22 protein-coding genes are annotated in these 25426 nt (G+C 71.3%); 10 read left to right on the top strand and 12 right to left on the bottom strand.

From position 1 onward, the window contains the following. The first annotated feature begins 187 nt into the window (after window positions 1–187). Entirely contained in the window at window positions 188–931 is a 744-nt protein-coding gene (locus CP981_RS31515; protein ID WP_085922691.1) for a hypothetical protein, read from the top strand. A gap of 61 nt (window positions 932–992) precedes the next feature. Here the strand turns inward: CP981_RS31515 and CP981_RS31510 are convergent, their stop codons facing one another. Then, a complete protein-coding gene (locus CP981_RS31510) occupies window positions 993–2924 on the bottom strand; it encodes an APC family permease (RefSeq protein ID WP_425282177.1) in 1932 nt (643 codons plus the stop codon). A 519-nt stretch (window positions 2925–3443) separates the two neighbouring features. After that, on the bottom strand, window positions 3444–4181 hold the full coding sequence (locus CP981_RS31505) for an SDR family NAD(P)-dependent oxidoreductase (protein WP_085922693.1): 738 nt from the start codon (window positions 4179–4181) through the stop codon (window positions 3444–3446). Between the two features lie 264 nt (window positions 4182–4445). Between CP981_RS31505 and CP981_RS31500 the strand changes: the two genes are divergently transcribed. The 5 genes from CP981_RS31500 (at window position 4446) to CP981_RS31480 (ending at window position 10277) form a co-directional block, all read left to right on the top strand. After that, window positions 4446–5081 carry a class I SAM-dependent methyltransferase gene (locus tag CP981_RS31500; protein ID WP_085922694.1) on the top strand — a complete coding sequence of 212 codons (636 nt, stop codon included), beginning with the start codon at window positions 4446–4448 and terminating at the stop codon, window positions 5079–5081. Window positions 5082–5205: 124 nt separating this feature from the next. After that, window positions 5206–7524: an MMPL family transporter gene (locus CP981_RS31495; protein WP_085922695.1), complete on the top strand. Its 2319-nt coding sequence runs from the start codon at window positions 5206–5208 to the stop codon at window positions 7522–7524. A gap of 78 nt (window positions 7525–7602) precedes the next feature. Next, window positions 7603–8574, top strand: coding sequence for a non-homologous end-joining DNA ligase (ligD, locus tag CP981_RS31490; protein ID WP_085922696.1), 972 nt, complete (start codon window positions 7603–7605; stop codon window positions 8572–8574). Between the two features lie 134 nt (window positions 8575–8708). Further along, complete coding sequence (locus CP981_RS31485) at window positions 8709–9800, top strand: glutathione S-transferase family protein (RefSeq protein WP_085922697.1); 1092 nt, start codon at window positions 8709–8711, stop codon at window positions 9798–9800. 177 nt (window positions 9801–9977) lie between these two features. Then, window positions 9978–10277, top strand: a complete 300-nt coding sequence (locus tag CP981_RS31480; RefSeq protein WP_085922698.1) for a hypothetical protein — start codon at window positions 9978–9980, stop codon at window positions 10275–10277. 34 nt (window positions 10278–10311) lie between these two features. Here the strand turns inward: CP981_RS31480 and CP981_RS31475 are convergent, their stop codons facing one another. After that, window positions 10312–11640 carry an aminotransferase-like domain-containing protein gene (locus CP981_RS31475; protein WP_085922699.1) on the bottom strand — a complete coding sequence of 443 codons (1329 nt, stop codon included), beginning with the start codon at window positions 11638–11640 and terminating at the stop codon, window positions 10312–10314. A 120-nt stretch (window positions 11641–11760) separates the two neighbouring features. On the opposite strand from CP981_RS31475, the gene CP981_RS31470 reads away from it, so the two are divergent. Continuing rightward, window positions 11761–12573, top strand: coding sequence for an alpha/beta fold hydrolase (locus tag CP981_RS31470; protein WP_085922700.1), 813 nt, complete (start codon window positions 11761–11763; stop codon window positions 12571–12573). A gap of 230 nt (window positions 12574–12803) precedes the next feature. Further along, on the top strand, window positions 12804–14408 hold the full coding sequence (locus CP981_RS31465) for an alpha/beta fold hydrolase (protein ID WP_085922701.1): 1605 nt from the start codon (window positions 12804–12806) through the stop codon (window positions 14406–14408). A 71-nt stretch (window positions 14409–14479) separates the two neighbouring features. Here the strand turns inward: CP981_RS31465 and CP981_RS31460 are convergent, their stop codons facing one another. The 5 genes from CP981_RS31460 to CP981_RS31440 form a co-directional block, all read right to left on the bottom strand. Then, window positions 14480–15343: an amino acid ABC transporter permease gene (locus CP981_RS31460; protein WP_085922702.1), complete on the bottom strand. Its 864-nt coding sequence runs from the start codon at window positions 15341–15343 to the stop codon at window positions 14480–14482. After that, window positions 15340–15984 carry an amino acid ABC transporter permease gene (locus CP981_RS31455; protein WP_018090409.1) on the bottom strand — a complete coding sequence of 215 codons (645 nt, stop codon included), beginning with the start codon at window positions 15982–15984 and terminating at the stop codon, window positions 15340–15342. Before CP981_RS31455 ends, CP981_RS31460 begins: the two co-directional genes overlap by 4 nt. Before the next feature lie 19 nt (window positions 15985–16003). After that, window positions 16004–16933, bottom strand: coding sequence for a glutamate ABC transporter substrate-binding protein (locus CP981_RS31450; protein ID WP_085922703.1), 930 nt, complete (start codon window positions 16931–16933; stop codon window positions 16004–16006). A gap of 14 nt (window positions 16934–16947) precedes the next feature. Beyond that, entirely contained in the window at window positions 16948–17691 is a 744-nt protein-coding gene (locus tag CP981_RS31445; protein WP_085922704.1) for an amino acid ABC transporter ATP-binding protein, read from the bottom strand. Window positions 17692–17865: 174 nt separating this feature from the next. Then, complete coding sequence (locus CP981_RS31440; RefSeq protein WP_085922705.1) at window positions 17866–18306, bottom strand: DUF6278 family protein; 441 nt, start codon at window positions 18304–18306, stop codon at window positions 17866–17868. A gap of 215 nt (window positions 18307–18521) precedes the next feature. Here CP981_RS31440 and CP981_RS31435 point away from each other — a divergent pair, with 215 nt between their 5' ends. Continuing rightward, a complete protein-coding gene (locus CP981_RS31435) occupies window positions 18522–20336 on the top strand; it encodes an SGNH/GDSL hydrolase family protein (protein WP_085922706.1) in 1815 nt (604 codons plus the stop codon). A gap of 72 nt (window positions 20337–20408) precedes the next feature. Here the strand turns inward: CP981_RS31435 and CP981_RS31430 are convergent, their stop codons facing one another. From CP981_RS31430 to CP981_RS31415, 4 genes are all read right to left on the bottom strand, one after another. Further along, entirely contained in the window at window positions 20409–21194 is a 786-nt protein-coding gene (locus tag CP981_RS31430; protein ID WP_085922707.1) for an exodeoxyribonuclease III, read from the bottom strand. A gap of 38 nt (window positions 21195–21232) precedes the next feature. Beyond that, window positions 21233–21874: an MBL fold metallo-hydrolase gene (locus CP981_RS31425; protein WP_085922708.1), complete on the bottom strand. Its 642-nt coding sequence runs from the start codon at window positions 21872–21874 to the stop codon at window positions 21233–21235. A gap of 20 nt (window positions 21875–21894) precedes the next feature. Further along, complete coding sequence (gene pcaDC, locus CP981_RS31420) at window positions 21895–23178, bottom strand: bifunctional 3-oxoadipate enol-lactonase/4-carboxymuconolactone decarboxylase PcaDC (protein ID WP_085922709.1); 1284 nt, start codon at window positions 23176–23178, stop codon at window positions 21895–21897. Window positions 23179–23476: 298 nt separating this feature from the next. After that, window positions 23477–24565, bottom strand: a complete 1089-nt coding sequence (locus tag CP981_RS31415) for an IS110 family RNA-guided transposase (RefSeq protein ID WP_244329873.1) — start codon at window positions 24563–24565, stop codon at window positions 23477–23479. Window positions 24566–24972: 407 nt separating this feature from the next. Between CP981_RS31415 and CP981_RS38250 the strand changes: the two genes are divergently transcribed. Further along, window positions 24973–25413, top strand: a complete 441-nt coding sequence (locus CP981_RS38250) for a hypothetical protein (protein WP_208853008.1) — start codon at window positions 24973–24975, stop codon at window positions 25411–25413. The last annotated feature ends 13 nt before the right edge of the window (window positions 25414–25426 follow it).

The following is a 25426-nucleotide window of genomic DNA, read 5'->3' as shown; positions in this document are numbered from 1 at the left end:
CGGAGCCTACTCGCGGCAACAGCCCGCCGACAGAGGGCATTTCGGGCAGGGAGGTCCCGCAGGGGCGGGGGATCAGCCACACCTTTTCCGTACGGATCAGGTATGCCCGTATGGACCGGGACAAGCCGTCCCAGCCACCCGCCCCGCCCTCGAACACCCACCCGGAATGCCGCTACGCTCCCCGGCCATGGACGACACCCTGCTGCTCCTGACCGTGGCGGCCGCGGCCCTGATCGTGGGCCTGGCGGCGGGCTGGGCCGTGCATTCCGCGGTGACCCGCCGGAAGCTCACCCGTGAGCAAGGCTTCTTCGGACTGCCGGACGGTTCGGAGTGTGTGCTGGTCACCCACCGGGACAGCTCCTCGGCCCACTGGAGCATCCCGCGCCATGACGCGCTGGCGCTGCTGGGGCTGGCCGCGGTGATCGAGAACTGCGGGGCGCATCCCGAGGTCGCCCCGCACGACACCGGTCTCCAGGGCTTCGGGGCGCGTACCGAGTTCTGTGTCGGCGACCCGACCGCGCACCGCCGGCTGGCGGCCCACCTGGCCAATCTGCTGCCGGGGGTCGCGGTGCACCCCGGTGACGAGGCCGGGATGGACCGCGGCACCTTCACGATCGGCGGCTCGGCGTACCGGATGGAGCCCGGCGCCGTCGAGTATGTGCTGCTGGCCCGGCTGACCGCCGGTGAGGGCGACCGCCCGGTGTTCCTGGCGGCCGGCCAGCGCCCGGTCACCCACCGGGCCGCGGTCCGCCACCTCGTCCGCAACCGGGCCAAGCTGACCCGTAAGCACGGCACCGACGGCCAGTTCTGTCTGCTGCTGAAGGTGGTCAACTCGCAGGCGTACGGACCCGATGTCGTCGAGCTGGTCGCGGATGTCACCAAGGCCGCGCTCACCGCCCCGGAACCGAAGGGGCACCGGGCGGCGGCCTGAGCCCGCCAGGACCACGGTCCGGGCCGCGCGCCCTCGCCCGGCACGTGAGGCACCGGACCTGCTACGTCTCCCCCGGCTCCTGGCCGGTCGGGAGCCGATAGGGCACATTGGCCACCGTCACGCCCGGCGTGAACAGCAGCCGGGCCTTCAGCCGCAGGGCGCTCTGGTTGTGCAGCGGCTGCTCCCACCAGTGGCCGACGAGGTATTCCGGGATGACGACCGTGACGGCACCGCCCGGATACCGTGCACAGACGTCCAGGACGGCGTCGATCACCGGCCGGGTGAAGTCCCGGTAGGGCGAGCTGAGCACCTGGAGCGGTACATCGATGTCATGGGCGTCCCACTGCTCGCGCAGCTCCCGCACATCGGCGGGGTCCACCGCGACGGTCAGCGCCGCCAGCGAGGTGGGACGCATCGCGCGGGCGTAGCCGAGAGCCTTGAGGGTGGGCGCGTGCAGCGAGCTGACCAGCACCCGCACATGGTTGCCGGCCGGCTCCCAGGGCCGGGCGCCGGGTGCGACCGCCAACTCCCGTTCGAGGCGCCGGTAGTGCTGGTGGATGCCGCGCATCCCCAGGAACAGCAGCGGCATGGCGATCACCACGATCCAGGCGCCGTGCAGGAATTTGGTGATCAGGACGATGATCAGGACCAGCCCGGTGAGTACCGCGCCGACCGCGTTGATCGCCTGGGAGCGCCGGTGCCGGGCCCGCTCCCGTGACGGCAGCCCGGGTCCGGCGAGGACGGTCCGCCAGTGCCGGACCATGCCCGTCTGGGAGAGCGTGAAGGAGACGAAGACGCCGATGATGTAGAGCTGGATGAGGCGGGTGAGCTCCGCGTCGAACAGGATGATCAGCCCGATGGCGGCCAGCGCGAGCAGGATGATGCCGTTGGAGAAGACCAGCCGGTCCCCGCGGTTGTGCAGCTGACGGGGCACGAACCCGTCCTCGGCGAGGATCGACGCCAGCATCGGGAAGCCGTTGAAGGCGGTGTTGGCGGCGAGGATCAGCACCCCGGCCGTGAAGGCCTGGAGCAGGTAGAAGAGTGTGTCGAGGTCGCCGAAGGTGGCGCGGGCGATCTGGGCGAGCGCGGTGGAGGTCGGAGTGTCCGGCGGCAGCCCGAGTTCGGTGGGCTGCACCGCGACATGCACGTCGTAGAGCATCGCCAGGATCGTGATCCCGCCGAACATGGTCACCGAGAAGAACCCCATGACCAGCAGCGTGTTGGCGGCATTGCGGCTCTTCGGCCGGCGGAAGGCGGGCACCCCGTTGCTGATCGCCTCGACCCCGGTCAGCGCGGTGCAGCCGGACGCGAAGGCCCGCATCCCCAGCAGCACCAGTGCCAGGCCCGTGTAGGGCGAGACGGCGTGCAGCGGCAGGTCAGCGGACTCGGCGCGGATGCTCGCACCGGTGGCCATCCGTACGGCCGCGACCGCGAACATCAGGTAGATGAAGAAGACGAAGCCGTAGGTGGGCACGGCGAAGACCCGGCCCGATTCCCGTACCCCGCGCAGATTCATCAGGGCCAGCAGGGCCACGAAGCCGACGGACAGCGCCACATCATGGCCGCCGAGGGACGGAATCGCGGAGGTGATCGCGGCGACGCCGGACACCACGGACACCGCGACGGTCAGCACATAGTCCACCAGCAGCGCGCTGGCCGCGGTGAGCGCCGCGTTCCGCCCGAGGTTCTGCGCGCTGACACGGTAGGCCCCGCCGCCGCCGGGATACGCGTAACAGGTCTGCCGGTAGGACGCCACGACCACGACCAGTACGAGCACGATGGCGGCCGCTGCGTACCAGGTCAGCTGGAGCAGTGCGACCCCGCCGAGGCCGACGACCAGCAGGATTTCCTCGGTGGCATAGGCGACCGAGGACAGCGGGTCGCTGCAGAAGATCGGGAGCGCCAGTCGCTTCGGCAGCAGCGTCTCACCGAGCCGCGCACTGTCCAGCGGACGGCCCACCATCATCCGCTTCGGCCTGAGGAAAGGGCTCACAGTCGGACAAACTAGGGGCCGCCCGGTGGCCGGAGAGGGAGGCTCGCGGGTCCGCGCCGCAGCGCGGCCGGTGCCCCCGGCGGCGGCTGCCGGCCGGCGAGACCTCCCGCTCCGGACCGGGCGCCTCTCCCCCGCACCCCGAGGTCGCATGGACTGGTATCTGCCGCGGCTGCTGGACGACGGCTCTCGTCCGGTCCGTATCGAGGCCTGACGGCCCGCACGGCCGGTGGGTCCGGCCACGGGTGAGACCGGTCACCCGATGCGCCGGAAGCCGATTCGATGGTTTATCGTTCAATTGGAAGCGCGTGCCGTCCCGACGGCGCCGCAGGGCCCGCCGCCGGGAAAGCCGGCCACCGCCGCACGGCAGCAGGCCCGGAGGCCGCCCCCGTCGCCGCCCGCGCCCCCCGAAACCGCCCCGGCCGAATTCCCCCGTTCGGCCGGGGCTTCCCCTTTCCCGGGGCAGGCCGCTCGGCTTTCCCGGCGCAGACTTCTCAGCGCCGGACTCCGGGCCCGGGCCTCTCAGCGCAGATGCGACGCCCCGTTGACGTCCAGTACCGCGCCGGAGGACCAGAGCGCCTCGGGCGAGGCGAGATAGTGGACGGCGGACGCCACATCCCCGGGCGCGGCGACCCGGCCGAACGGGCTCTGCTGCCGCACGTCCTCCGTGAGGCGGTCCGCGACCCGCTCGGTCTCCACGAATCCCGGGGCCACGGAGGCCACGCCGATGCCGTACGGCGCCAGGTGGACCGCCAGCGACTGCCCCATCGCGTGCAGCGCCGCCTTGGCCGCGCCGTACGCCGGGTGATCCGGCTCGCCGCGGAACGCCCCGCGCGAGCCGATGTTGATGATCCGCCCCGCCGCCTCCCGCTCGATCATGTTCCGCGCCGCGCAGTAGCTGACATGCGCGGCCCCCAGCAGATTCACGTCCACGACCTGCCGCCAGGCGTTCTGCCAGTCCTCGAACGAGGTGCGGTCCAGGGGGTGGGCCACATTCTCGGCGGCGTTGTTGACCAGCACATCGACGCCGCCCAGCCCGTCCACCGCCGCGTCCACCAGCGCCGCGGCCCCCTCGGGCGTACTCACATCCCCCTGCACCAGCACATGCCCGCTCCCGGCCAGCCCCGCGTACGCCTCCTCCGCGGCCGCCCGCCGCGACGCGTAATGCAGCGCGACCCGGTCCCCGTGCGCGGCGAAGACCTCGGCCACCGCCCGCCCGATCCCCCGCGACGCCCCGGTCACCAGCACCGCCCGGCTCATCGGCCCTCACCCGCCACGACACCCGTACGACGGCAACAGCCGGAACACCCAAGGGACATACCGGGCTCCACAAGCGCCCAGAACAGGTTCATCAACAGATCGGTCCTCACGTCGTGCCGGCCACAAACGGTCGAAGGAATCGTAAGGAGCCGGGGAAGCGCAGGGATGCGGGGGTGGTTCCGGCGGGGGCGGGGCGGCAAGGGGCCGGCCTGAAGCGTGTCGCGAATCAGACGGGACGTTGCGGACCCGTCCTAGAGTCGGCGGATGCCCTTCGACCACAACGACCGTTATCACCGTCTGCTGTTACGGCAGCTGCCGCGGGACTGCCGCACCGCCCTCGACGTCGGCTGCGGGACCGGCCGGTTCGCGCGGCGGCTGGCCGGGCTGGGGATCGAGGTCCATGCCGTCGACCGGTCGGCCGATGTCCTCGCGCGGGCCCGTGCCGCCGGGGAAGCGGTGGGCGGGGGTGGCCTGCCCCGTTACGAGCACGCGGATCTCACCCGGCTGAAACTGCCCGACCGGCACTACGGGTTCATCTCCTGCCTGGCGAGCCTGCATCACATGCCCTTCGACACGGTCACCGCACTGCGTCAGGCGCTGGCGCCGGGCGGCGTGCTGGTCATCCTGGGCTGCTATGCGGAGAGGTCGGCGACCGACTGGTGGTGGGGCCTGGCCGCGTCGCCCGTGAACGCGGTGGCCCGGCTCGGCGTCGCGGCCTCGGAACGGCTCCGGCCGGCCGGTACCGCTCCGCTGAAGGCGCCCATCGCACCGCCGGACATGCCGCTGCCCCGTATCCGCCGGGAGGCCGCCGCGCTGCTTCCCGGGTGCCGGATCCGGCGGCTGCTGTTCTGGCGCTATCTGCTGGTGTTCCACAACGAAGCGCCGCCCGCGGGCGCTTGACGCCGGGGCGCACCCGTTCGGCCGACACCCGTATTCCCCGGTGGGCATGCCGCCGCGGCGGAACCGGCGTTGACTGCTGCATGTCCGTATGTGCCAGGAGCGCCGGCCCGCATCGGGAGCACCTATGTCGTTGCCGAGGAACCCGAGCGGGGCGGCCGCGGCCGGCACGTCCGGCGGCAAAGGGGCGCTGCGCCGGATCGGCGAGTGGTGTGCCCGGCACTGCGTCATCGTTCTCGTGCTGTGGCTGGTCGCCCTGGCCGGGCTCCAGTTCCTCCAGCGGACGTACGGCGGGGAGTACTCCGACGACTTCGCGCTGCCCGGTGTCCAGTCGACGCAGGGGCGCGAGGTGCTCCAGAAGCACGAGCCGAAGGCCGGGGGCTACAGCAGCCAGGTGGTGCTGCACGACGCGGCCAGGCCGCTGACGGACTTCCGCAGCGACATCGACAGCGCCGTCACCGCGCTCGGCAAGCTGCCTGACGTGCTGTCCGCACAGAACCCGCTGCCGCCGCCCGGCGCCCCGTCCGCCAAGCCGCCGCCCGGGACGCCGAACGTCGGCCCGCTCTCCACCGACGGCCGGACCGCGTACATCACCATGCGGTTCAGCGTGCAGCCGTCCACCCTGAAGCCGGACTATCTGAACGGGGTCGACACGGCTGTGCGGCCGCTGCGGTCCGCGGGCGTGGAGGTGGAGTACGGGGGTCCGCTGGGCGAGCTGGCCCGGCCGGAGCCCGACGACCGGACCAGCGAGGCGATCGGCTTCGGGGTGGCGATCCTGGTGCTGCTGGTCGGCTTCGGGAGTGTCCTGGCGGCCGGGGTGCCGCTGCTGACCGCGCTGATCGGCGCCCTGTGCGGGCTGGCCTGTCTGGGGCTGATCGCCGCCGTCTTCATCTTCGCCACCGTCTCCCCCACCCTGGCCACGATGATCGGCCTCGGTGTCGGTATCGACTACGCGCTCTTTCTGCTCACCCGGCACCGGCAGAACCTGATGGACGGTGCGGACCCGGTCACCGGCGCGGGCCGGGCCGTGGCCACCAGCGGCCGGGCGGTGCTGGTGTCCGGCTGCACGGTCATCATCGCGCTGATGGGGCTGTGGGTCTCGGGCGTCTCCTTCATCGGCAAGCTGGGGGTGGCGGCGGCCATCACCGTGGTCTCGGCGGTGCTCGGCGCGCTCACCCTCGTCCCGGCGCTGCTCGGCCTGACCGGCCGCCGTATCGACCGGCTCCGGGTCCGCCGCCCGATCGCCGAGACGGACGCCGGACCGGGCGAGGAGGCACACGGCACCTGGCACCGGTACGCGCAGCGGGTGGAGCGCCGCCCGTGGTGGTATCTGGCGGGCGGGGTGCTCATCGTGGTCGTGCTGGCCATTCCGGTCTTCTCGATCCAGCTGGGGCACATCGGCGACGGCGCGGACCCGAAGTCGTTCACCGACCGGCGCGCCTTCGACCTGATGTCCTCGGCGTTCGGCCCCGGTTCCAACGGCCCGCTGACCCTCGTCATCGACGAGTCCGCGGTCCCGCAGGCGGACCGCACGATGCTGGCGACGCAGGCCGGGAAGGTGCTCACGGACGTCCCGGGCGCGGCGTTCCTCACGCCGCTGAAGGCCACCCCGGACGGCGCGGTGCTGACCGGCACGGCGTACTCCGCCCAGGCCCCGCAGAACGCGGACACCACGGATCTGGTCAACCGCCTCAAGCACGACCTGCTGCCGGCAGCCGTGAAGGGAACCGACGCGCACGGCTATGTGACGGGCACGACCGCCGGCCAGGTGGACTTCCTGGATATCGTCGCCAGCCGGCTTCCGCTGATCATCGCCGTGGTCGTGGCCCTCGCCTTCCTCATCATCCTGGCCGTCTTCCGTGGCGTGCTGGTCGCGGTGAAGGCGGCGGTGCTCAACGTCCTGTCGATCGCCGCCTCGTACGGGGTGGTGGTGGCGGTCTTCCAGTGGGGCTGGGGCGGGCCGGCGCTCGGGGTGTCGGGCACGGTGCCGATCGAGAGCTATGTCCCGATGATGATGTTCGCGATCGTCTTCGGGCTGAGCATGGACTACGAGATCTTCCTGCTGTCGCGGGTGCACGAGGCGTGGCTGCGCACCGGAGACGCGAAGGCGAGCGTGGCGCATGCGCTGGAGATCACCGCCCGGGTGATCACCTGTGCCGCGCTGATCATGGTGAGTGTGTTCGCCGCGTTCATCATCAGCGACAACATCGTGGTGAAGATGCTGGGCCTCGGGCTGGCGGTGAGCGTGCTGATCGACGCCACCGTGGTGCGACTGCTGCTGGTCCCCGCGGTGATGACGCTGCTGGGCCCGGCGGCCTGGTGGACGCCCCGGTGGCTGGACCGGATCATGCCGCATGTCCGAACGGAGGGCGAGGAGCAGCTCCCCGCGCAACGACCGCCGCGCGGGGACACCCCGCGGACCGGGACCCGGCCGGGCAGCGGCTGAGCACCCGCGGCGGGACCGCCCGAAGACCCGGCGGCCTGCCGATCTGCGAACGCCCCCGTCTCGCCCGATCATCGAACCATGGCCCCGTCCGCCGAGCGTGGCTCGGCCTCGTACCCGGTGATCCGGCCGATGCTGGCCACGGTCGGCCCGCTGCCTGCCGAGCACGAGGAGGCGGCCTGGGCGTTCGAGGCCAAATGGGACGGGGCACGCTGCATCATCAACACCTCCGGTGACGGCACCGTCCGGCTGGTCACCCGCGCGGGCAACGAGGCCACCGGCACCTACCCGGAGCTGGCGCCGCTGGGTGAGCAGCTGCGGGGCCGGCCCGCGGTGCTCGACGGTGAGGTGGTGGTGCTGGACGCGCGTGGCCGGCCGGACTTCGGGCTGCTTCAGCGCCGGATGGGCGTGGTGAACCCGCGCCGCACGGCCCGGCTGGCCATGGAGCACCCCGTCCACCTCGTCCTCTTCGATCTGATGTACCTGGGCGGCTCGCTGCTCGGCTCGCCGTATTACGAGCGCCGGGCCCTGCTGGCCGGGCTGGGGCTCCGCGGCCCGAACTGGTCGGCGCCGGGGTATGTGGAGGGCCATGCGCAGCAGGTGTGGGAGGCCTCGTTGCAGGCCGGTCTGGAAGGGGTGGTGGCGAAGCGGCTGAGCTCGGCGTATCTGCCGGGTGTGCGGTCACCCGAGTGGCGCAAGACGAAGCATCTGCTGACCCTCGATGTGATCATCGGGGGCTGGACGGAAGGCCATGGCGGACTGGCCGGACTGCCCGGTTCCGTGCTGGCGGGCGTGGCGGAACCCGCGGGGCTGCGCTACGTCGGCTCGGTGGGCTCGGGGCTGTCCGACCGGGAGCGTCATGAGCTGGCGCGGTATCTGGGAGTGATCCCGCTGGACCGGTCCCCGTTCCTCAACCCGGTGGACGTGCAGGGGGCGCACTGGGCCGAGCCCCGGCTCGTCGCCGAGATCACGCTCACCGGCTGGACCTCGGCCGGCCGGCTGCGGCACCCGACCTGGCACCGGCTGCGGCCCGATCTCACCCACCTCGGCTGAGCGGGGCCGCCGGTGGGCCGGGCCGCGGCACGAAGCCGGGTGAGCCGGGCGGCTGACGCAGGGGGATACCCGCCCCCGTCCGGGAAGGCTCGCCCTGAACACCCGGAGCAAACCGCAGACGGAAGGAGTCGGTGATGCCTCAGCCCGACGCCGGCAACAACGGCGGCCCCACGGACGGCGCCTCGGGCGCCACCACGGAGGGCAACGTCGCGTACGGCAGGAAGCCCTTCAAGCGCTCCAAGAGCCACTTCGCGGACCGCATCACGGCGGACGGCCGCGACGGCTGGCCGGTCGAGGCCGGCCGCTACCGGCTGGTGGCCAGCCGCGCCTGCCCCTGGGCGAGCCGCGCCGTCATCTCCCGGCGGCTGCTCGGCCTGGAGGACGCGATCTCGCTCGCCATCACCGACCCGCTCCAGGACGACCGCAGCTGGCGCTTCACCCTGGACCCCGGCGGCCGCGACCCGGTCCTCGGCATCCGCTTCCTCCGCGAGGCCTATGACGCCCGCGAGACGGACTACCCCGGCGGGGTCAGCGTCCCCGCCATCGTCGATGTGCCCAGCGGGCAGCTCGTCACCAACGACTTCCAGCAGATCACCCTGGACTTCGCGACGGAGTGGACGGCGCTGCACCGGCCCGGCGCCCCCGATCTGTATCCGGAGCCGCTGCGCGAGGAGATCGATATCGTCATGGCGGGCGTCTACCGGGACGTCAACAACGGGGTGTACCGGGCGGGTTTCGCCACCGGGCAGAGCGAGTACGACGCCGCGTTCCGCGATCTTTTCCGGCGCCTGGACCTGCTGTCCGAGCGCCTCCTGGACCGCCGCTACCTCGTCGGCGACACCCTCACCGAGGCCGACATCCGGCTGTTCACCACACTGGTCCGCTTCGACGCCGTCTACCACGGGCACTTCAAGTGCAACCGCTTCAAGCTGGCCGAGGACCCGGTGCTGTGGGCCTACGCCAAGGATCTCTTCCAGACGCCAGGCTTCGGCGACACCGTCGACTTCCATCACATCAAGCACCACTACTACCGGGTACACACCGGCATCAATCCGACCGGCGTCGTCCCGGCCGGCCCGGACCTCTCCAGCTGGCTGACGCCGCACCACCGCGAGGAGTTGGGCGGCCGCCCGTTCGGCGACGGCACCCCGCCGGGCCCGGTGCCGCCGGCCGAGGAGGTGCCGCCCAGCGGACGCCCCGAGCATCTGCTGACCGGCGGCTCCTGACCCGCACCCCGGCCGCCGGAATCCGGCCCCGGCGCCCGGGCCGTGAGATCCTGAGAACAGGGACAGACACCCACCAGCGGTGCACCGGGGCCTCCCGCGGACGCGCCGAGCACCCGGACTCCCGGTTCGCCGCCGCGCGCCACCCGCCCCACACCCTCCATGCGAGGAGTGAGCCCGATGAGGATGGTCCTGACGGCCCGGATACCGACCGAGACCGGCAACGAAGTCATCCAGAACGGCAGTCTGCCGAAGATCATGGAAGCCGCCATCGCCGCCCTCCAGCCGGAGGCGGCCTACTTCACCCTCGACGGCGGTGAGCGCACCGCCTACTTCTACTTCGACATGAAGGAGTCGTCGCAGATGCCGACGCTCCTGGAAGCATTCTTCATGGACCTGCACGCGAAGGTCTCGCTCCAGCCGGTGATGAACACGGCGGAACTGCGCACCGGTCTCGGACATCTGATGAGCGGCACCTGATGCGCGGCGCCTGAGCCGCCCGGCCCGGCGCCCCTCACTCCGCCCCGGTGTCCTCCGGCGCCCCCTGCGCCAGCCCGGCCAGAACGCCGAGCGCCTCGGCCAGGACGTCGACGGGCGGCGAGGCGAGCGCCAGACGGACGGCGTTGGGCACGTGGCCCGAGCCGATGGCGAAGGCTCCGGACGGGGTGACCGCGATCCCGCGGCGCGCGGCGGCCGCGACGAAGGTGTCGGCCCGCCAGGGGTCCGGCAGCTCCCACCAGCAGTGATACGCCTGCGGATCGGCCCGGACCCGGAAGCCGGCGAGCTTTTCGGCGGCGATCCGCTGGCGTGCCGCGGCATCGCCGCGCTTCTCCTGTTCGGCGGCCGCCGCGGTGCCGTCCGCCATCCAGCGGGTGCCCGCGTCGAGCGCGAAGCGGGAGGCGGTCCAGGTGCCCGTTCGCAGGGCGGTCGCGAAGTCCTGTGCGGTGCCTTCGGGCACGGTGAGGAAGCCCAGCGAGAGTCCGGGCGCGAGGCGTTTGGACAGGCTGTCGATGACCACGGTGCGCTCCGGCGCGAGGGCGGCGAGCGGGGACAGGTCGTTGCGGAGGAATCCGTAGATCGCGTCCTCGATGGCGTACAGGTCCAACTCCCGCAGCAGTGCTGCGACTTCCGCGCGCCGGTGGGCGGGCATGGTGGAGCCCAGCGGGTTGTGGAGGGCGGGCTGGAGGTAGACGGCGCGCAGCGGAGGGGCGGCGCGCAGCGCCTCGGGGGTCAGGCCGTACTCGTCCATGGCGAGGGGGACGAGGGTGATGCCGAGGCGGGCCGCGACGCCCTTCACCACGGGGTAGGTGAGCGATTCGACGCCGAGCCGCTCCCCGGCCGGGACCAGTGCGGCGATCGCCGCCGCCACCGCCTGCCGGCCGTTGCCCGCGAAGAGCAGCTGCCGGGGATCGGGGGTCCAGTCACCACGGGCGAGGTGCGCGGCCGCGGCCTGCCGGGCCGCGGCCGTGCCGACGGCTCCCACCGGGCGGAGCGCGGCGGCCATCGCCTCGGGACGCAGCAGCGGGCCCAGGCTCTTGGCGAGCAGCGCGGGATGGGCGGGCAGCACCGGGAAGTTCAGCTCCAGGTCGACCCGGGCCTCCCCCGGCTCGGCCAGCGCGGGATCGGCCGCGGGCGCCGCGCTGCGGACGAAGGTGCCGCGGCCGACCTCTCCGACCGTCAGCCCGCGTCGGCTCAATTCCCCGTAGACCCGGGCCGCGGTCGAGCTCGCGATCTGCCGGTCCCGGGCGAACCGGCGCAGCGGCGGCAGCCGGTCTCCCGGGCGCAGGCGCCCGGCGGTGATAGCGGCCGCGAGGTCATCGGCGATCGCGCGATAGTCGTCCATCGGTCACTCCCGCGAGGCACTGCCACAACATTGCACCGAGTACATTTTTTATATTGCACCGAGAGATTGCCCTCTCTAGCATCGAATCGTCAAGCCGCAGCAGAGGGGATGGACGGTCCAATGGGTTCGGTCATGTGCGAAGAGATCACCGTGGGATACGAGGACGAGGGCAGCGGTGCACCGCTGGTGCTCGTGCACGGCCACCCTTTCGACCGTTCGATGTGGCGCCCGCAGACGGAGCACTTCAGCCGGGCCGGATGGCGGGTGATCGCGCCGGATCTCCGCGGCTACGGGGAGAGCACGACCGTCCCCGGCAAGACCCCGCTGGAGACCTTCGCCCGCGACCTCCTCGCCCTGCTCGACCGGCTCGGGATCGAGCACTTCGTCCTCGGCGGCCTGTCCATGGGCGGCCAGATCGTCATGGAGTGCTACCGGCTCTTCCCGGAGCGGATACGGGGCCTGGTGCTCGCCGACACCTTCGCCGCCGCGGAGACCGACGAGGGCAGGGCCGCGCGCCACGCCATGGCGGAACGGCTGATCCGCGAGGGCATGACCGGCTACGCACAGGAGGTGCTGGCCAAGATGGTGTCCTGGCACACCCTCACCCACCGGCCGGACGCGGCCGCCCACGTCCTGGCGATGATGAAGGCCACGGCACCCGAGGGCGCGGCCGCCGCCCTGCGCGGCCGCGCCGAACGCCCCGACTACCGGGAGCTCCTGACGCGGGTGTCCGTACCGGCCCTGGTGGTGGTCGGCGCCGAGGACACCTATACGCCCGTGAGCGACGCCCGCGACCTCCACGCACGGATCCCGGACGCCACCCTGGCGGTCATCGAGCAGACGGCCCATCTGCCGAACCTGGAGCAGCCGGACGCATTCAACGCCGTACTGGTGGAGTTCCTCAACTCCCTGCCGCAATCGGCCGCCGAGTAGCGGAGTTCTCACCACCGGGGCCGCAGTCCACCAGGCGGCGGCTCCGGGGGTTCCCCCTACCGCACACCCCGACTCCCCCTGGACGTATGGGCGTTACCCAGCCGTAACCTACCGATGGGTTACCAGAGGTAAGGAGTGGACCTTACTCTCCAGTCACATTCGGGCGTGCCGTGCGCCCCACCTGTCCCCGGACAGCGTGCGGCCGCCCGCATCGAGATCTGGAGCAGAAGATGACGCCCTCCCGTATGACGCCGCGCGTCGCGATCGGCACCGTCTCCGCGGCCGTCCTCGCCGCCACGGTTCTTACCGGCGCACCGGCCACCGCCGAGGCGGCCACCCCGGAATCCGCCCCCACGACGGCGACTTCGGGCGGCTCGGTCTCCCTCCGGTTCGTCGACATCGAGGGCGACGGCGGTATCACCCTCAAGGCGAACGTCTTCACCCCGGCCGGCGCCGACGGCACCCGGCGCCACCCGGTCATCGTGCTGCCCACCAGCTGGTCGATGCCGCAGGTCGAGTACCTGGCGCAGGCCAGGAAACTGGCCGGCAAGGGCTATGTGGTCGTCGGATACAACTCGCGTGGGTTCTGGCAGTCGGGCGGGGAGATCGAAACCGCCGGCCCGAAGGATGTCGCAGACGCCTCGAAGGTCATCGACTGGGCCCTGGCCCACACCCCGGCCGATCCGCAGAAGGTCGGTATGGCCGGGGTCTCCTACGGCGCCGGGATCAGCCTGCTGGCGTCGGCGTTCGACAAGCGGATCAAGGCGGTCGCGGCGCTCAGCGGCTGGGGCGACCTCGTCGGCTCGATCTACAGCGGCCGCACCGAGCACCGGCAGGCCGCGGAGTTCCTGGGCGCCACGGGCGCGCTGACCGGACGCCCCAGCCCCGAATTCCGCACGATCATGAAGGACTTCCTCGCCTCGAACCTGGACAAGGAGAAGGACCTGATCGCGTGGGGGCGCAAGCGCTCCCCCGCCGCCTACCTCGACAAGATCAACGCCAATGGCGCCGCCATCATGCTGGGCAACGCCTGGGGCGATTCGATCTTCCCGCCCAACCAGACCGCCGACTTCTACGAGAAGCTGACCGGCCCGAAGCGCCTGGAGTTCCGGCCCGGTGATCATGCGACGGCCGAAGGACTCGGGCTGTTCGGACTGCCCAACGACACCTGGACCGACACCCAGCGGTGGTTCGACCACTACCTCAAGGGCGCGGACAACGGCGTTGACCGGGAGTCGCCGGTGCTGCTCAAGTCCCGTTCCACCGGCGCGTACGAGGGCTACCGGAGCTGGAAGGACGTCCCGTCCGCGCAGCGGCGGATCGGGCTCGACGGCAGCAAGCAGATCAACACCAACTGGGACTCCGGCGCCAACGGCGGGCTGGTCATTCTCTCCAGCATGCTGGACCAGTTCCTCCGGCTGCCCCCGATGGCGTCAATCCCGCTGCTGCCCCGTCCCCTCGCCGCCGTCTGGCAGTCCGAGCGCTACGACACCGGGCAGCGGGTCCGGGGCACCACCCGGCTGCACACCACCCTGACCAGCACCGCCGAGAGCGGCACCGCCATCGCCTACCTCTACGACGTGGGCCCGCTCGGCCTCGGCAAGCTGGTCACCCACGCGCCGTACACCTTCCACGGCAAGACCCCCAACCAGCCCTTCGGCGTGGACCTGGAGCTGTTCTCCACCGCCTACGACGTACCGGCCGGCCACCGTCTCGCCGTGGTCGTCGACACCGTCGACCCGCTGTACATCGAGCACAACCCGTCCGGCGCCCGCCTGACGTTCTCCTCCCCGGCCAACGACCCGTCCTATGTAACGGTGCCGGTGCGCGACTAGGAACCCGGCGACGGCGGGGCGTCCACAGCGGCGCTCCGCCCGGCCCGGAGGCCGGAGCCGCCCCCACCCCCTCAGCCCCGCGGCCGATGGCCCCCCGGCAGCAAGGTGCCCGGTTCCGGCGGGGCCACCTCGACCGCCTCGACCTTGGGGTTGCGCCGCTGGCGTCGGGAGACCCAGTTGGCCAGCCAGGACAGCAGCATGCACATCCCGATGTAGATCGGCGAGATGATCATGACGACGGGGATGAACGGCAGGTCGTAGTCGAGGTTGGACGCGATGAGCTTGCCGGCGTGCAGGAATTCCTCGTAGGTGATGAGGAAGCCGAGGGAGGTGTCCTTCAGGGCGACCACCAGCTGGCTGATGATCGCCGGGAGCATCGCCCGGACCGCCTGCGGCACCAGGACATGCGTCATGACCTGAGTCTTGCGCATGCCCAGGGCGTAGGCGGCCTCCCGCTGGCCGCGGTCGACGGAGTTGACGCCGGTACGGAAGACCTCGGCGAGCACCGAGCCGTTGTAGAGGGTCAGTCCGGCCACCAGGGCGGGCAGCGGCTCCACCTTCAGGGCGACATAGATGAAAAAGATCATGACCAGTACGGGCATTGCCCGGAAGAACTCCACCAGCAGGGTGCTCACCCAGCGGGCGATCCGGTGCTCGGAGAGCCGGCCGGTCGCGAGCACCGCGCCGAGCGCCACCGACAGGACCGCCGCGAAGCCGAAGGCCTTGAGGGTGTTGCCCAGGCCCCGGAGCAGCAGATCCTGAATTCCCGTATAGGTGAAGGGAGTCCACTTCGCCGCGACGAACTGGCCGGTGGCGAAGAGGAGGTAGATGATCCAGGCGATCAGCGCGAGGATCACGAGCGTCCCGCCGAGGCCGTAGAGCCGGTGCCGCTGCCGGGTCCGCGGGCCGGGGACGTCGTAGAGAGCGGTGGTCATCGGGCGACTCCGAAGCGCTTCTCCAGCACGTTGAAGATCGCGCTGATGGTCAGGGTCACGAGCAGATAGCCGACGGCGATCCAGACGAAGGTCCAGATGATGCTGTAGCCCATCTCGTTGAGCGGCTTGTAGACCCCGAGCAGTTCGACGACGCTGAAGGCGCCGGCGATCGCGGAGTTCTTGGCGAGCGCGATCAGCGTGGAGCCGATGGGCGGGATGACGGACCGGAAGGCCTGCGGCAGCACGATGTCACCGAGGGTCTGCGGGAACGTCATGCCCAGACTGCGGGCCGCCTCGCCCTGCCCGACCGGCACGGTGTTGATGCCGGAGCGCACCGCCTCGCAGATGAAGGCGGAGGTGTAGCAGCCCAGCGCGAGGATGGCGAACAGCTTGAAGGGCAGCACCAGGCCGAACCGCGGCAGCCCCAGCACCACGGCGAAGAACAGCAGCGTCAGCGGAGTGTTGCGCAGCACCGTCACCCATGCCGTGCCGAAGGCCCGCAGCGAACCGACCGGTGCGACCCGGAACGCCGCCATCAGGAAGCCGAGGGCGAGGGCGAGCAGGGAGGCGTAGACGGTGAGTTCGACGGTGCCCAGCAGGCCCTCCCCGTAGAGGGAGAGGTTGTCCAGGAGAACGTTCATCGGTCCGTTCCTTGCCGGCTCAGGTCGCCGGGTAGCGGTCGATCGGGGGCGGCTTGGGCGCGGGCACTCCGGACAGGCCGAGGGTCGCGTCGTACGCCTTGCGCCAGAGGCCGTTCTTCTCGGCCGCGGCGAGGGCGTCGTCCAGCGCGAACCGCAGCGCGTTGTCGCCGCGGGGGACGCCGATGCCGTACGGCTCCTCGGAGAACGGCTTGCCGACCACCCTCAGCTCGTCGGGCACCTTGGCGGCGTAGCCCAGCAGGATCGCGTCGTCGGTGGTGACCGCGTCGACCTGGTAGGTGAGCAGGTTGTCGACGCACACCGAGTAGGTGTCGTAGGCGACCAGGATCGCCTTGGGGTACTCGGCCTGGATGCGCTGGTACGGGGTCGAGCCGGCCGCCGAGCAGACCCGCTTGCCGGCCAGGTCCTGCGGTCCCCTGATGTCCTTCTCGTCGGCGCGCACCAGCAGCGCCTGGCCGGCCATGTAGTAGGGGCCGGCGAAACCCACCAGCTTCTTGCGCTTGTCGTTGATGGTGTACGTACCGACGTAGAGGTCGATCTGGCCGTTCTGGAGGGCGGTCTCGCGGTTGGCGGAGGCAATCGTCTTGAACTCGATGGTGTGCGGCGGGAAGCCGAGGGCCGCGGACATCATCCTGGCGATCTCGATGTCGAAGCCGGCATAGCGGCCGGAGGCCGGGTCCCGCTCGCCGAGGTAGGGCTGGTCCTCCTTGACGCCGATGACGAGATGGCCGCGGCGCTTGGCCTTCATCCAGGTCGGGGACTCGGGCAGGGAGAAGTTCCTGGCGACCGGGTAGTGGGGCAGCTCGCTGCCCGTGGGGCCCTTGACCGGCGGGCTGCCGGCCCGGCCGCAGCCCGCGAGGGCCAGCGTGAGCACGGCGAGCGCGAGCGCCACGAGGGCGCGGCGCAGGGGCGAGGAGTGAGTGTGCGGCATCGCGGCGCCCCCGTTCAGTGCTTGAGGATCTTGGAGAGGAAGTCCTTCGCCCGTTCGCTGCGCGGCGCGGTGAAGAATTCCTCGGGGGTGCGGTCCTCGACGATGCGGCCGTCGTCCATGAACACCACACGGTTCGCGGCGGAGCGGGCGAAGCCCATCTCATGGGTGACCACGACCATCGTCATACCGTCCCGGGCGAGGCGGCGCATGACTTCCAGCACCTCGTTGATCATCTCCGGGTCGAGGGCGGAGGTCGGCTCGTCGAAGAGCAGCGCCTTGGGGTCCATGGCGAGGGCGCGGGCGATGGCGACGCGCTGCTGCTGGCCGCCGGAGAGCTGAGCGGGATATTTGTCGGCCTGGGAGGCGAGCCCGACCCGGTCCAGGAGTTCGCGGGCGTGCCGGGCGGCCTCGTCCTTCTTCTGCTTCCGGACCTTGACCGGCGCCAGCATCACGTTGGCCAGCACGGTCTTGTGGGCGAAGAGGTTGAAGGACTGGAAGACCATGCCGACTTCGGCACGCAACTGGGCCAGCGCCCGGCCCTCTTCGGGCAGTGGTCTGCCGTCCAGCTTGATGCTGCCCGACTCGACGGTCTCCAGGCGGTTGATGGCCCGGCACAGCGTGGACTTCCCGGATCCGGAGGGCCCGATGACCACGACCACCTCCCCGCGGCCGACGGTGAGGTCGATATCCCGCAGGACATGGAGTTTTCCGTAGTGCTTGTTGACCCCGCGCAGTTCAATCAGCGCATCACCGGCCATATGCAGACCTGCCCACTCTCATCCGTACAGCGGAGAGCCCGCAACCTACCGGGGCTTATGGGGCACTTCTCCGCTGACACGCACGTATGCGCGGAGATGGGCGGATAAATCAGGGTTACCGATGAACGTCCCGCGGACGCGCAACGGGTGCCGTCCGGTCTCCTGGCGTCGGTCTCAGCTCTCCGAGACCTCGGCGTAGACCTGGGACAGTTCGGGCGCGCCGGTGTCGGCCCATTCATGGCCCGCCGTCACCACATCGATTTCCCGCCCGGACGCCAGCCGGACCACCGGCTGCCCGTCCGGCCAGACGTGCCACACCGCGCCGCGCACCGTGCGGACCAGCACCGTGCCGAGGTAGAGGCCGGCGTCGTTGCCGAGCCAGGGCAGCACCTCGGGATCGTCCCGCCATACGGGCTGGAGCTGATCCAGCAGCTCCAACGAGCGTACGGAGTCGTCCAGTTCCACCCCCGCCGTGGCGGCCTGGGCCCGCAGCAGTTCGCACTCGGACAGCAGCTCGACGACGCTCTCGGGATCGGCCCGCACCGACTCCGCGAGCGGTACGGACCGGTGCGCCTGCTGACGCTTGCGCCACTTGTCCAGAAAAGACATGTTCATGGTGTGCAGGGTCCCACCCGACCCACGGACGGGGCCACAGGCGCGCGGCGCCATCGTGCCCCGTTCGTCACCTTGACGCTCCCCCTCCGTCTCCCTACCTTCATGGCGCTCGGATCGGATCTGCTGGATCCGCAGGAGCCCCTGCCCCTCGCGGGACCGGCCTGGATCGCAGCGCACCACCCGCCCGTTGGCGCCACCCGGAGGGATACGGACCGATGCGTGTACGACGATGGGGCACCGCCCTGACACTGCTGCTCACCGCGGCCGCACTGCCGGCCACCGGCCTCGGCACGGCCACCGCCGCACCGGCCGGCCCGGCCCGGCCCTCGCCCCGCCCTCTGCCCTTGGCCGGGCACTTCGACAACCGGGCGGTCAGCGACAACTCCGCCCCCGGCGCGGCCGACTTCGACGGTGCGGGCCGTTCACTGTCCGCCCAGGACCTGGCGGCGGCCGGCTGGTCGCCGGGGAGCGCTCTGACCCTCGACGGGACGCGGCTCGGCCTGCCGCGGACGGCTCCCGGCGCGCCGGACAACGTGGTGGCCGACGGCCAGGCGGTGGCGGTCCGCGGCCGGGGCGAGGCGCTCACCTTCCTGGTCGCCGGGACGGGCGGCACGGCCGCCGGTACCGGGACCGTGCACTACCGGGACGGCTCCCGCAGCAGCTATGAACTCACCGCGCCCGACTGGCGGTCGGGGCCGCTGAGCACCAAGGCGGTCGCGCTGCCGCATCTCAACGCTCCGGACGGGCAGTCGGCCGGACCGGCCCGGCTGTACGCGGTGACCGTACCGCTGCGGGCCGGGCGGGAGGTGGCCTCGGTGGTGCTGCCCACGACGGACGGGGCGGCGGGCGCGCTCCATGTGTTCGCGGTGTCGGTACGCGACACCGGCCGCCGCACCGGGAGTTGGGCGGCGAGCACCGCGGGCTACCGGGCGGTCGGGCCCTGGACGGACCGTACGCTGCGGCTGGTCGTGCACAGCGGCGCGGGCGGGCCCCGGGCACGCATACGGCTCGCCAACACCTTCGCGGGCACCCCGGTGGACATCGGGGCGGCCAGCATCGCGGTACGCGGCGCGGGGGCGGCGGCGGACCGCGGGCCGACACCGCTGACCTTCGGGCGGCAGACCGGGACGCGCATCGCGGCCGGGGCCGAGGCGTTCAGCGATCCCGTGGACTTCACCGTGCCGGCCGGCGCCGATCTGCTGGTGAGCATCCATCTGCCGGGGACGGTGACCGCGGCGCCGGTGCACCAGGAAGCGGCCCAGTTGTCGTATCTGAGCGCGGCGGACAGCGGGGACCGCACCGCGGACGCCGGGGGCACGGCCTTCCCGGAGACGATGACCGTCTGGCCGTTCCTGACGGGGGTCGACGTCGAGGGCGGTCCCGGTTCGATCGTGGCGCTGGGCGATTCGATCACCGACGGGGTGAAGTCCACGAGCGGCACCAACCGGCGCTGGCCCGACGTCCTCGCCCGCCGCTTCCAGGCGCAGCACACACTGCCGCGCTACGGCGTGCTCAACCACGGCATCTCGGCGAACCGCATCGTCACCGACCGCTATCCGGGCGACGGGGTCAGCACCGACACCGGCGGGGTCAGCGCCCAGCACCGGCTGGAGCGGGATGTGCTGGCACAGCCCTCGGCACGGACCGTGGTGATCTTCGAGGGCATCAATGATGTGCGCTGGGGGACGTCATCGGACGAGGTCATCGCCGGTCTGCGGGCCCTAGCGCGACGGGCCCACGAGCGGGGGCTGCGGGTCGTGGCGGCGACCATCGCGCCCTGTGAGGGCTACCCCGACTGCACCCCGGCCGTGGAGGCCCGCCGTCAGGCCGTCAACGCCTTCCTCCGCGCCGACGCCGGCACCGTCTTCGACGCGACCCTGGACTTCGACGCCGTGGTCCGCGATCCGCAGCGGCCCCAGCGGATGCTGCCCGCCTACGACAGCGGCGACCATCTCCACCCCGGCGACGCGGGACTGAAGGCGCTGGGTGAATCCGTGGACCTCCGGAAGCTGCTGCCGGGGCGGCGCTGACGCGGCGGTGCCCGTCGCACGGACGGCGGGCGGCAGGCCCCGGGGGCGCTCCCCCGGGGCCTGCCCTTCGGCTCAGCCCTGGACGTCGAGATCCACGACGACCGGAGCATGGTCCGAGGCGCCCTTGCCCTTGCGCTCCTCGCGGTCCACATAGGCGTCCGAGACGGCCTTGGCGAACGGCGCGTTGCCGTAGACCAGGTCGATGCGCATCCCGCGGTTCTTGGGGAAGGCGAGCTGGCGGTAGTCCCAGTAGGTGTACGGACGGTCGTACTTGAGCGGCCGCGGGACGACGTCCGACAGGCCCGCCTCGCGCAGCGCCGTCAGGGCGGCGCGCTCGGCGGGCGTGACATGGGTGGAGTCCACGAACACGGCCGGATCCCAGACGTCCTCATCCGTCGGTGCGACGTTGTAGTCGCCGAGGACGGCGAACGGGCGGGCGCCCGCCGCGTCCTCGGCGACCGCGGTCTTCAGCGCCTCGAACCAGCCGAGCTTGTAGGCGTAATGCGCATGACCGACCTCGCGGCCATTGGGGACGTACACCGACCACACCCGGGCCGGGCCGCAGGTCGCCGAGACGGCCCGCGGCTCCTGCACCCCGTCGTAGTCCGGGCCGCCGGGGAGGCCCATGACCACGTCTTCGAGCCCCACCTTGGACAGCAGGGCGACACCGTTCCACCGGCCGTTGGCGTTGACCGCGGCCTCATAGCCGAGCTCGCGCAGCTCGTCGTGCGGGAACTGCTCGGCGGTGCACTTGGTCTCCTGGAGGCACAGCACGTCCGTGCCGGAGCTCTCCAGCCAGGCCAGCAGCCTCGGGAGGCGGGCGGTGATCGAATTGACGTTCCAGGTCGCGATGCGCATGTCTGTAAACCTACAGCGAGGGTCTGACAGTCCGGCCGTCAGCCGAGTGAGGTGCCGGTGCCGGGCGCGAGCCGGCCGTGATCGGTGCCGCCCAGCTTGTCGATCATGGAGTCGTAAATCGGCCGGGCATGGTCCTGGAGCAGGCTGTCGTGAATATCGATGGCCCGTCCCGGCGCGACCTCCCGGACGTAATCAATCACCTCGGCGACCTTGTTCCAGGGGGCGTGCACGGGCAGCAGGAGGGTGTCGACCGTACGGCCCTCCGGGACGGTGAGGGCGTCGCCCGGGTGGAAGACCGCGCCGCCGTCGATGAGGAAGCCGACATTGGTGACGCGCGGGATGTCGGGGTGGATGACGGCGTGCAGCTGGCCGTGCACCTCCACCTCGAACCCGGCGGCGGTGAAGGTGTCCCCCTCGCCGACCGTGTGCACCCGGCCGGGGAACGCGGCCGACAGCTGCTCGGCGACGCTGGCCGGTGTCCAGATCTCGGCCGCCGGGTTGGCCTCCATGCCCGCCCGCAGCCGCTCCTCGTTGAAGTGGTCCATGTGCTCATGGGTGACGAGGATCGCGTCCGCACCGACGGCCGCGTCCGCTTCGCTGAAGACACCGGGGTCGATGACGAGGGCCCGCCCGTCCTTCTCCAGCCGGACACAGGCGTGCGTCTTCTTCGTGAGTTCCATGGGGCCATCTTGCCCCGCCCTCACGCCTCCGGCGTGGTCTCCTCCCGGATCACCCGCTGGGCGACGGCGAACGCGGAGTTGGCGGCCGGGACACCGCAGTAGATGGCGGTGTGCAGCAGTACTTCCTTGATCTCCGTGGGAGTGAGGCCGTTGCGCAGGGCCGCCCGGACGTGCAGGACCAGTTCGTCGTGGTGGCCGCGGGCGACCAGCGCGGTGAGCGTGATGATGCTGCGGGTGCGGCGGTCCAGGCCCGGCCGGGTCCAGGTCTCGCCCCAGGCGTAGCGGGTGATGAAGTCGTGGAAGTCGCCGGTGAAGTCATCGGCGTTGGCCTCGACCCGGTCGACATGGGCGTCGCCGAGCACCTCGCGGCGGACCTTGATGCCCGCCTCGTAGGTGGCCCCGCGGACCTGCTCCGGCTGAGCGAGGCCGGACTCTATGGCGGCGGGCGGCGCCTGCGGGGGCGGCGGGGGCGCGAGCTGCGGCTTGGGGGCGGCGGCACCGAGAGCGGTCTGGCCGCCGGGGCCCGGCTTGTCGTGCCAGGCGGTGCTGAAGTGCCGGATGAGGAGTTCGGTGACGGCCGCGGGCTGCTCCACGGGCACCAGGTGCGACGTGCCCGGCACCAGCGCCAGGCTCGCATCAGGAATCCCGGCGACCAGGCTGCGGGCGTCGGTGGTCGGCGTGACCTGGTCCTCGGAACCGACGACGACGAGCGTGGGCACCCCGACCCGGCCGAGCGAGGACCGTACGTCGTAGGAGGCCAGCGCCTCGCAGGCGGCGATGTAGCAGCCGGGATCGGTGGTCCGCACCATCTGGACGGCCCATTCGACGATCGCGGGCTGGGCACCGGCGAAGCCCTGGGTGAACCAGTGCTCGGGCGCGGTGCGGGCGATCGGGTCGAGCCCGTTCGTACGGATGACCACACCGCGCTGGCGCCAGGCGTCGGCGGTGCCGTAGCGCGACGAGGTGGACACCAGCGCCAGCGAGGTGACCTGGTGCGGGCGGGTGAGCGCCAGCTGGGTGCCGATGGCTCCGCCGATGTTGCACCCGGCGTAACCGAAGCGGTCCACCCCCAGGGCGTCGAGGGTGGCGATCAGCCGGTCGGCCAGCTCGGCGATGGAGGCCGCCGCATGCGCGGGCGAACCGCCATGCCCGGGCAGGTCGAAGCGGATGACCCGCCAGTGGCGGGTCAGCTCGGGGATCTGCCGGTCCCACATGTGCCATGTGGTACCCAGCGCGGCGCCGAGGACGAGTACGGGGGCGTCGTCGGGGCCATCAATCCGGTGTTGCAGGGTCTTCTCACTCACCCGGCCACGCTACCGGGCCTCTGACGCCGTCCTGACGCCCGGGTCAGGAAGAGCCGCCGGAGTGCGCCCGCCAACCACGCCCGAAGCGGAGTTTGCGCAGGTCAGGACCTCTACCGCCTAGACGACCTGGACAACCGGATGACCCGGCTCGTCGTAGCTCACCATGATCCGCCGGGCCGGACGCCGGTGCCTTGCTCGTGATCAGGACCGGGGCGTCTACCGGCCCATCAAAGCGGCCTTGCAGGGTGTGCAGATGTCTCACTTACCCCCTACGCGCTCTCAGATCTCACAGACGCCCCTATGACAGGAGGCCGGTGGATGCCGGTCTGACCAGGTTGAAGACCTCGCGGGCGGCATATCGCTCGAGGCAACGGATGATCTCACGACGGGTCTTGCCCTCCCGGGTGCGGCGTTCGTAGTACCCCTGGGTGCGGGGGTCGAAGCGCAGCCGGGTGAACACGATGCGGTGCAGGGCGGCATTCGCCTGTCGGTCGCCACCGTGGTTGAGCCGGCGCGAGCTCCGGCGGCCCGAAGAGTATTCGATGGGGCTTACTCCGCACAGGGCGGCGAAGGACGCCTCGGTGCTCAGCCGCTCGGGATTGTCTCCCATCGTGATCAGGAGGGTGACGGCGCTGTCCGGGCCAATACCCACCGGTGTGAGCAGCTGCGGGGCGTGGCGTTCGACGAGCCGGGTCAGGCGCTGATTCAGCTCATCGATCTGCCGGGTGTGGTGCTCGATGCGCTGGGCGAGCAGGCTCAGTGTGATGCGGGTGGCTTGGGGCACGGTGTCCCCGTCGCTCGGGCTGAGGCGTGCGCAGGTGCGGAACAGCTCGCGGTTGCCCAGGCCCGACAGTCGTTCCCGCAGGGCCGGGTCGGCGACGACCAAGACGGCCTTGAGCTGGTTGATCGCCTGGGTGCGGGCCTTGACCGCGGAGTCCTTGGCGAGTTTGAACATCCGGGCGCTCTGCACCGGACCGTCGCCGGTCTTGGCCCGCGCCGTGGCGCGACCGCTGAGCACGGCCCGCGCAGCGGCCTGCGCGTCGAGCGGGTCGGACTTCCCGCGCAGACGGCGGGCCGTGCGGTCGGGCCGGTTCACTTCGTACACCTCGACGTCCTGCGCCAGCAGGTAGCGGGACAGGCCCGCTCCGAAGGTGCCGGTGCCCTCCACGCCGGCCCGGCGCACCGTCCCCAACTTGCCGGCCCAGGCGAGCAGCCGCCGGTACCCGACCGCCGTGGCCGGAAAGGACTTCGTGCCCAGGATCTTGCCCAGTGGGCAGAGCACTGCGGCGACATGGACCTCGCCGTGCGTGTCCACCCCCAGGACGACCTCCCCCAGAGTGGGAGGATCTGTACTGGTGGCCGACGTCTTGCGCTTTCTGGATGTCATGGCGGTTCGCCTCCCGCGTGGTGACGTGCTGGATGGCTGGCACCTGCCTGGATGGGCGGTCTGGACTGTGATGGCGCCTGATCGATGGCAAGGCCCCTATGGGGACACGCCCTGTGCCTCGGTGACAGCAGGCACCATTGCGCAACGGCAGTCGACATGCCCGTGACTAGACACTTCGGTCATATATCTCATGAGTCAGACCCCCGTCCAGAACGGTGCTGCACAACCGTCCCACTGCCCCCGGCACAACCGCATCTCCCGACCATTCCCGGGAGGCTTCGTCCGAACCAGTGCTCAACCTGGCCTCGACAGACTGACGATGAGTCGACTCCCCGTTCACTCATGACCGGCGTTGACAGACAAGCTCTGTAGATGCTGCGCGAGTTCCTCGCTCGCTCCCCCGATTGGTGCTGTTCGAGCGTGTCTGCCGGCCGGTGGCGGTACGGGAGACGCCTGGTGCCTGGTATCGCCGGTGGCGGCTGGTAGCGGTGGACGGCACCGTCGTCGATGTCCCCGACACCTGCGACAACGGTGAGTTCTTCGGCCGTCCGGGATCGGGCCGTGGGCAGCAGCGGAGCGCGTATCCGCAGGTGAGGGTCGCGGCGTTGGTGGAGTGCGGGACGCATGCGGTGTTCGCCGCGGCGACGGGACCGCGCTCGCGAGAAACCGGCCCCCACCCACAGCGAACTGCTGGCCCACCCGCCCAAGTGGTGCGCCCAGTTGGAGGCGGGACGGAGCGTGGCTACATGTTCGGTGAGTCCGGGCCGGACCTATCCGTACGGGGGGCGTGGGGGATGGGCAAGGCGCCGGCGCACAAGCTGCTGCTCGCTGAGGTGGCGGCGTACTGACCGAAGTTCCACG

This window comes from Streptomyces platensis (genome assembly GCF_008704855.1).
GTDB lineage: Bacteria > Actinomycetota > Actinomycetes > Streptomycetales > Streptomycetaceae > Streptomyces > Streptomyces platensis.
The sequence above is the reverse complement of the archived record's forward strand: the minus strand, read 5'-3'. Positions and strand labels throughout refer to the sequence as shown.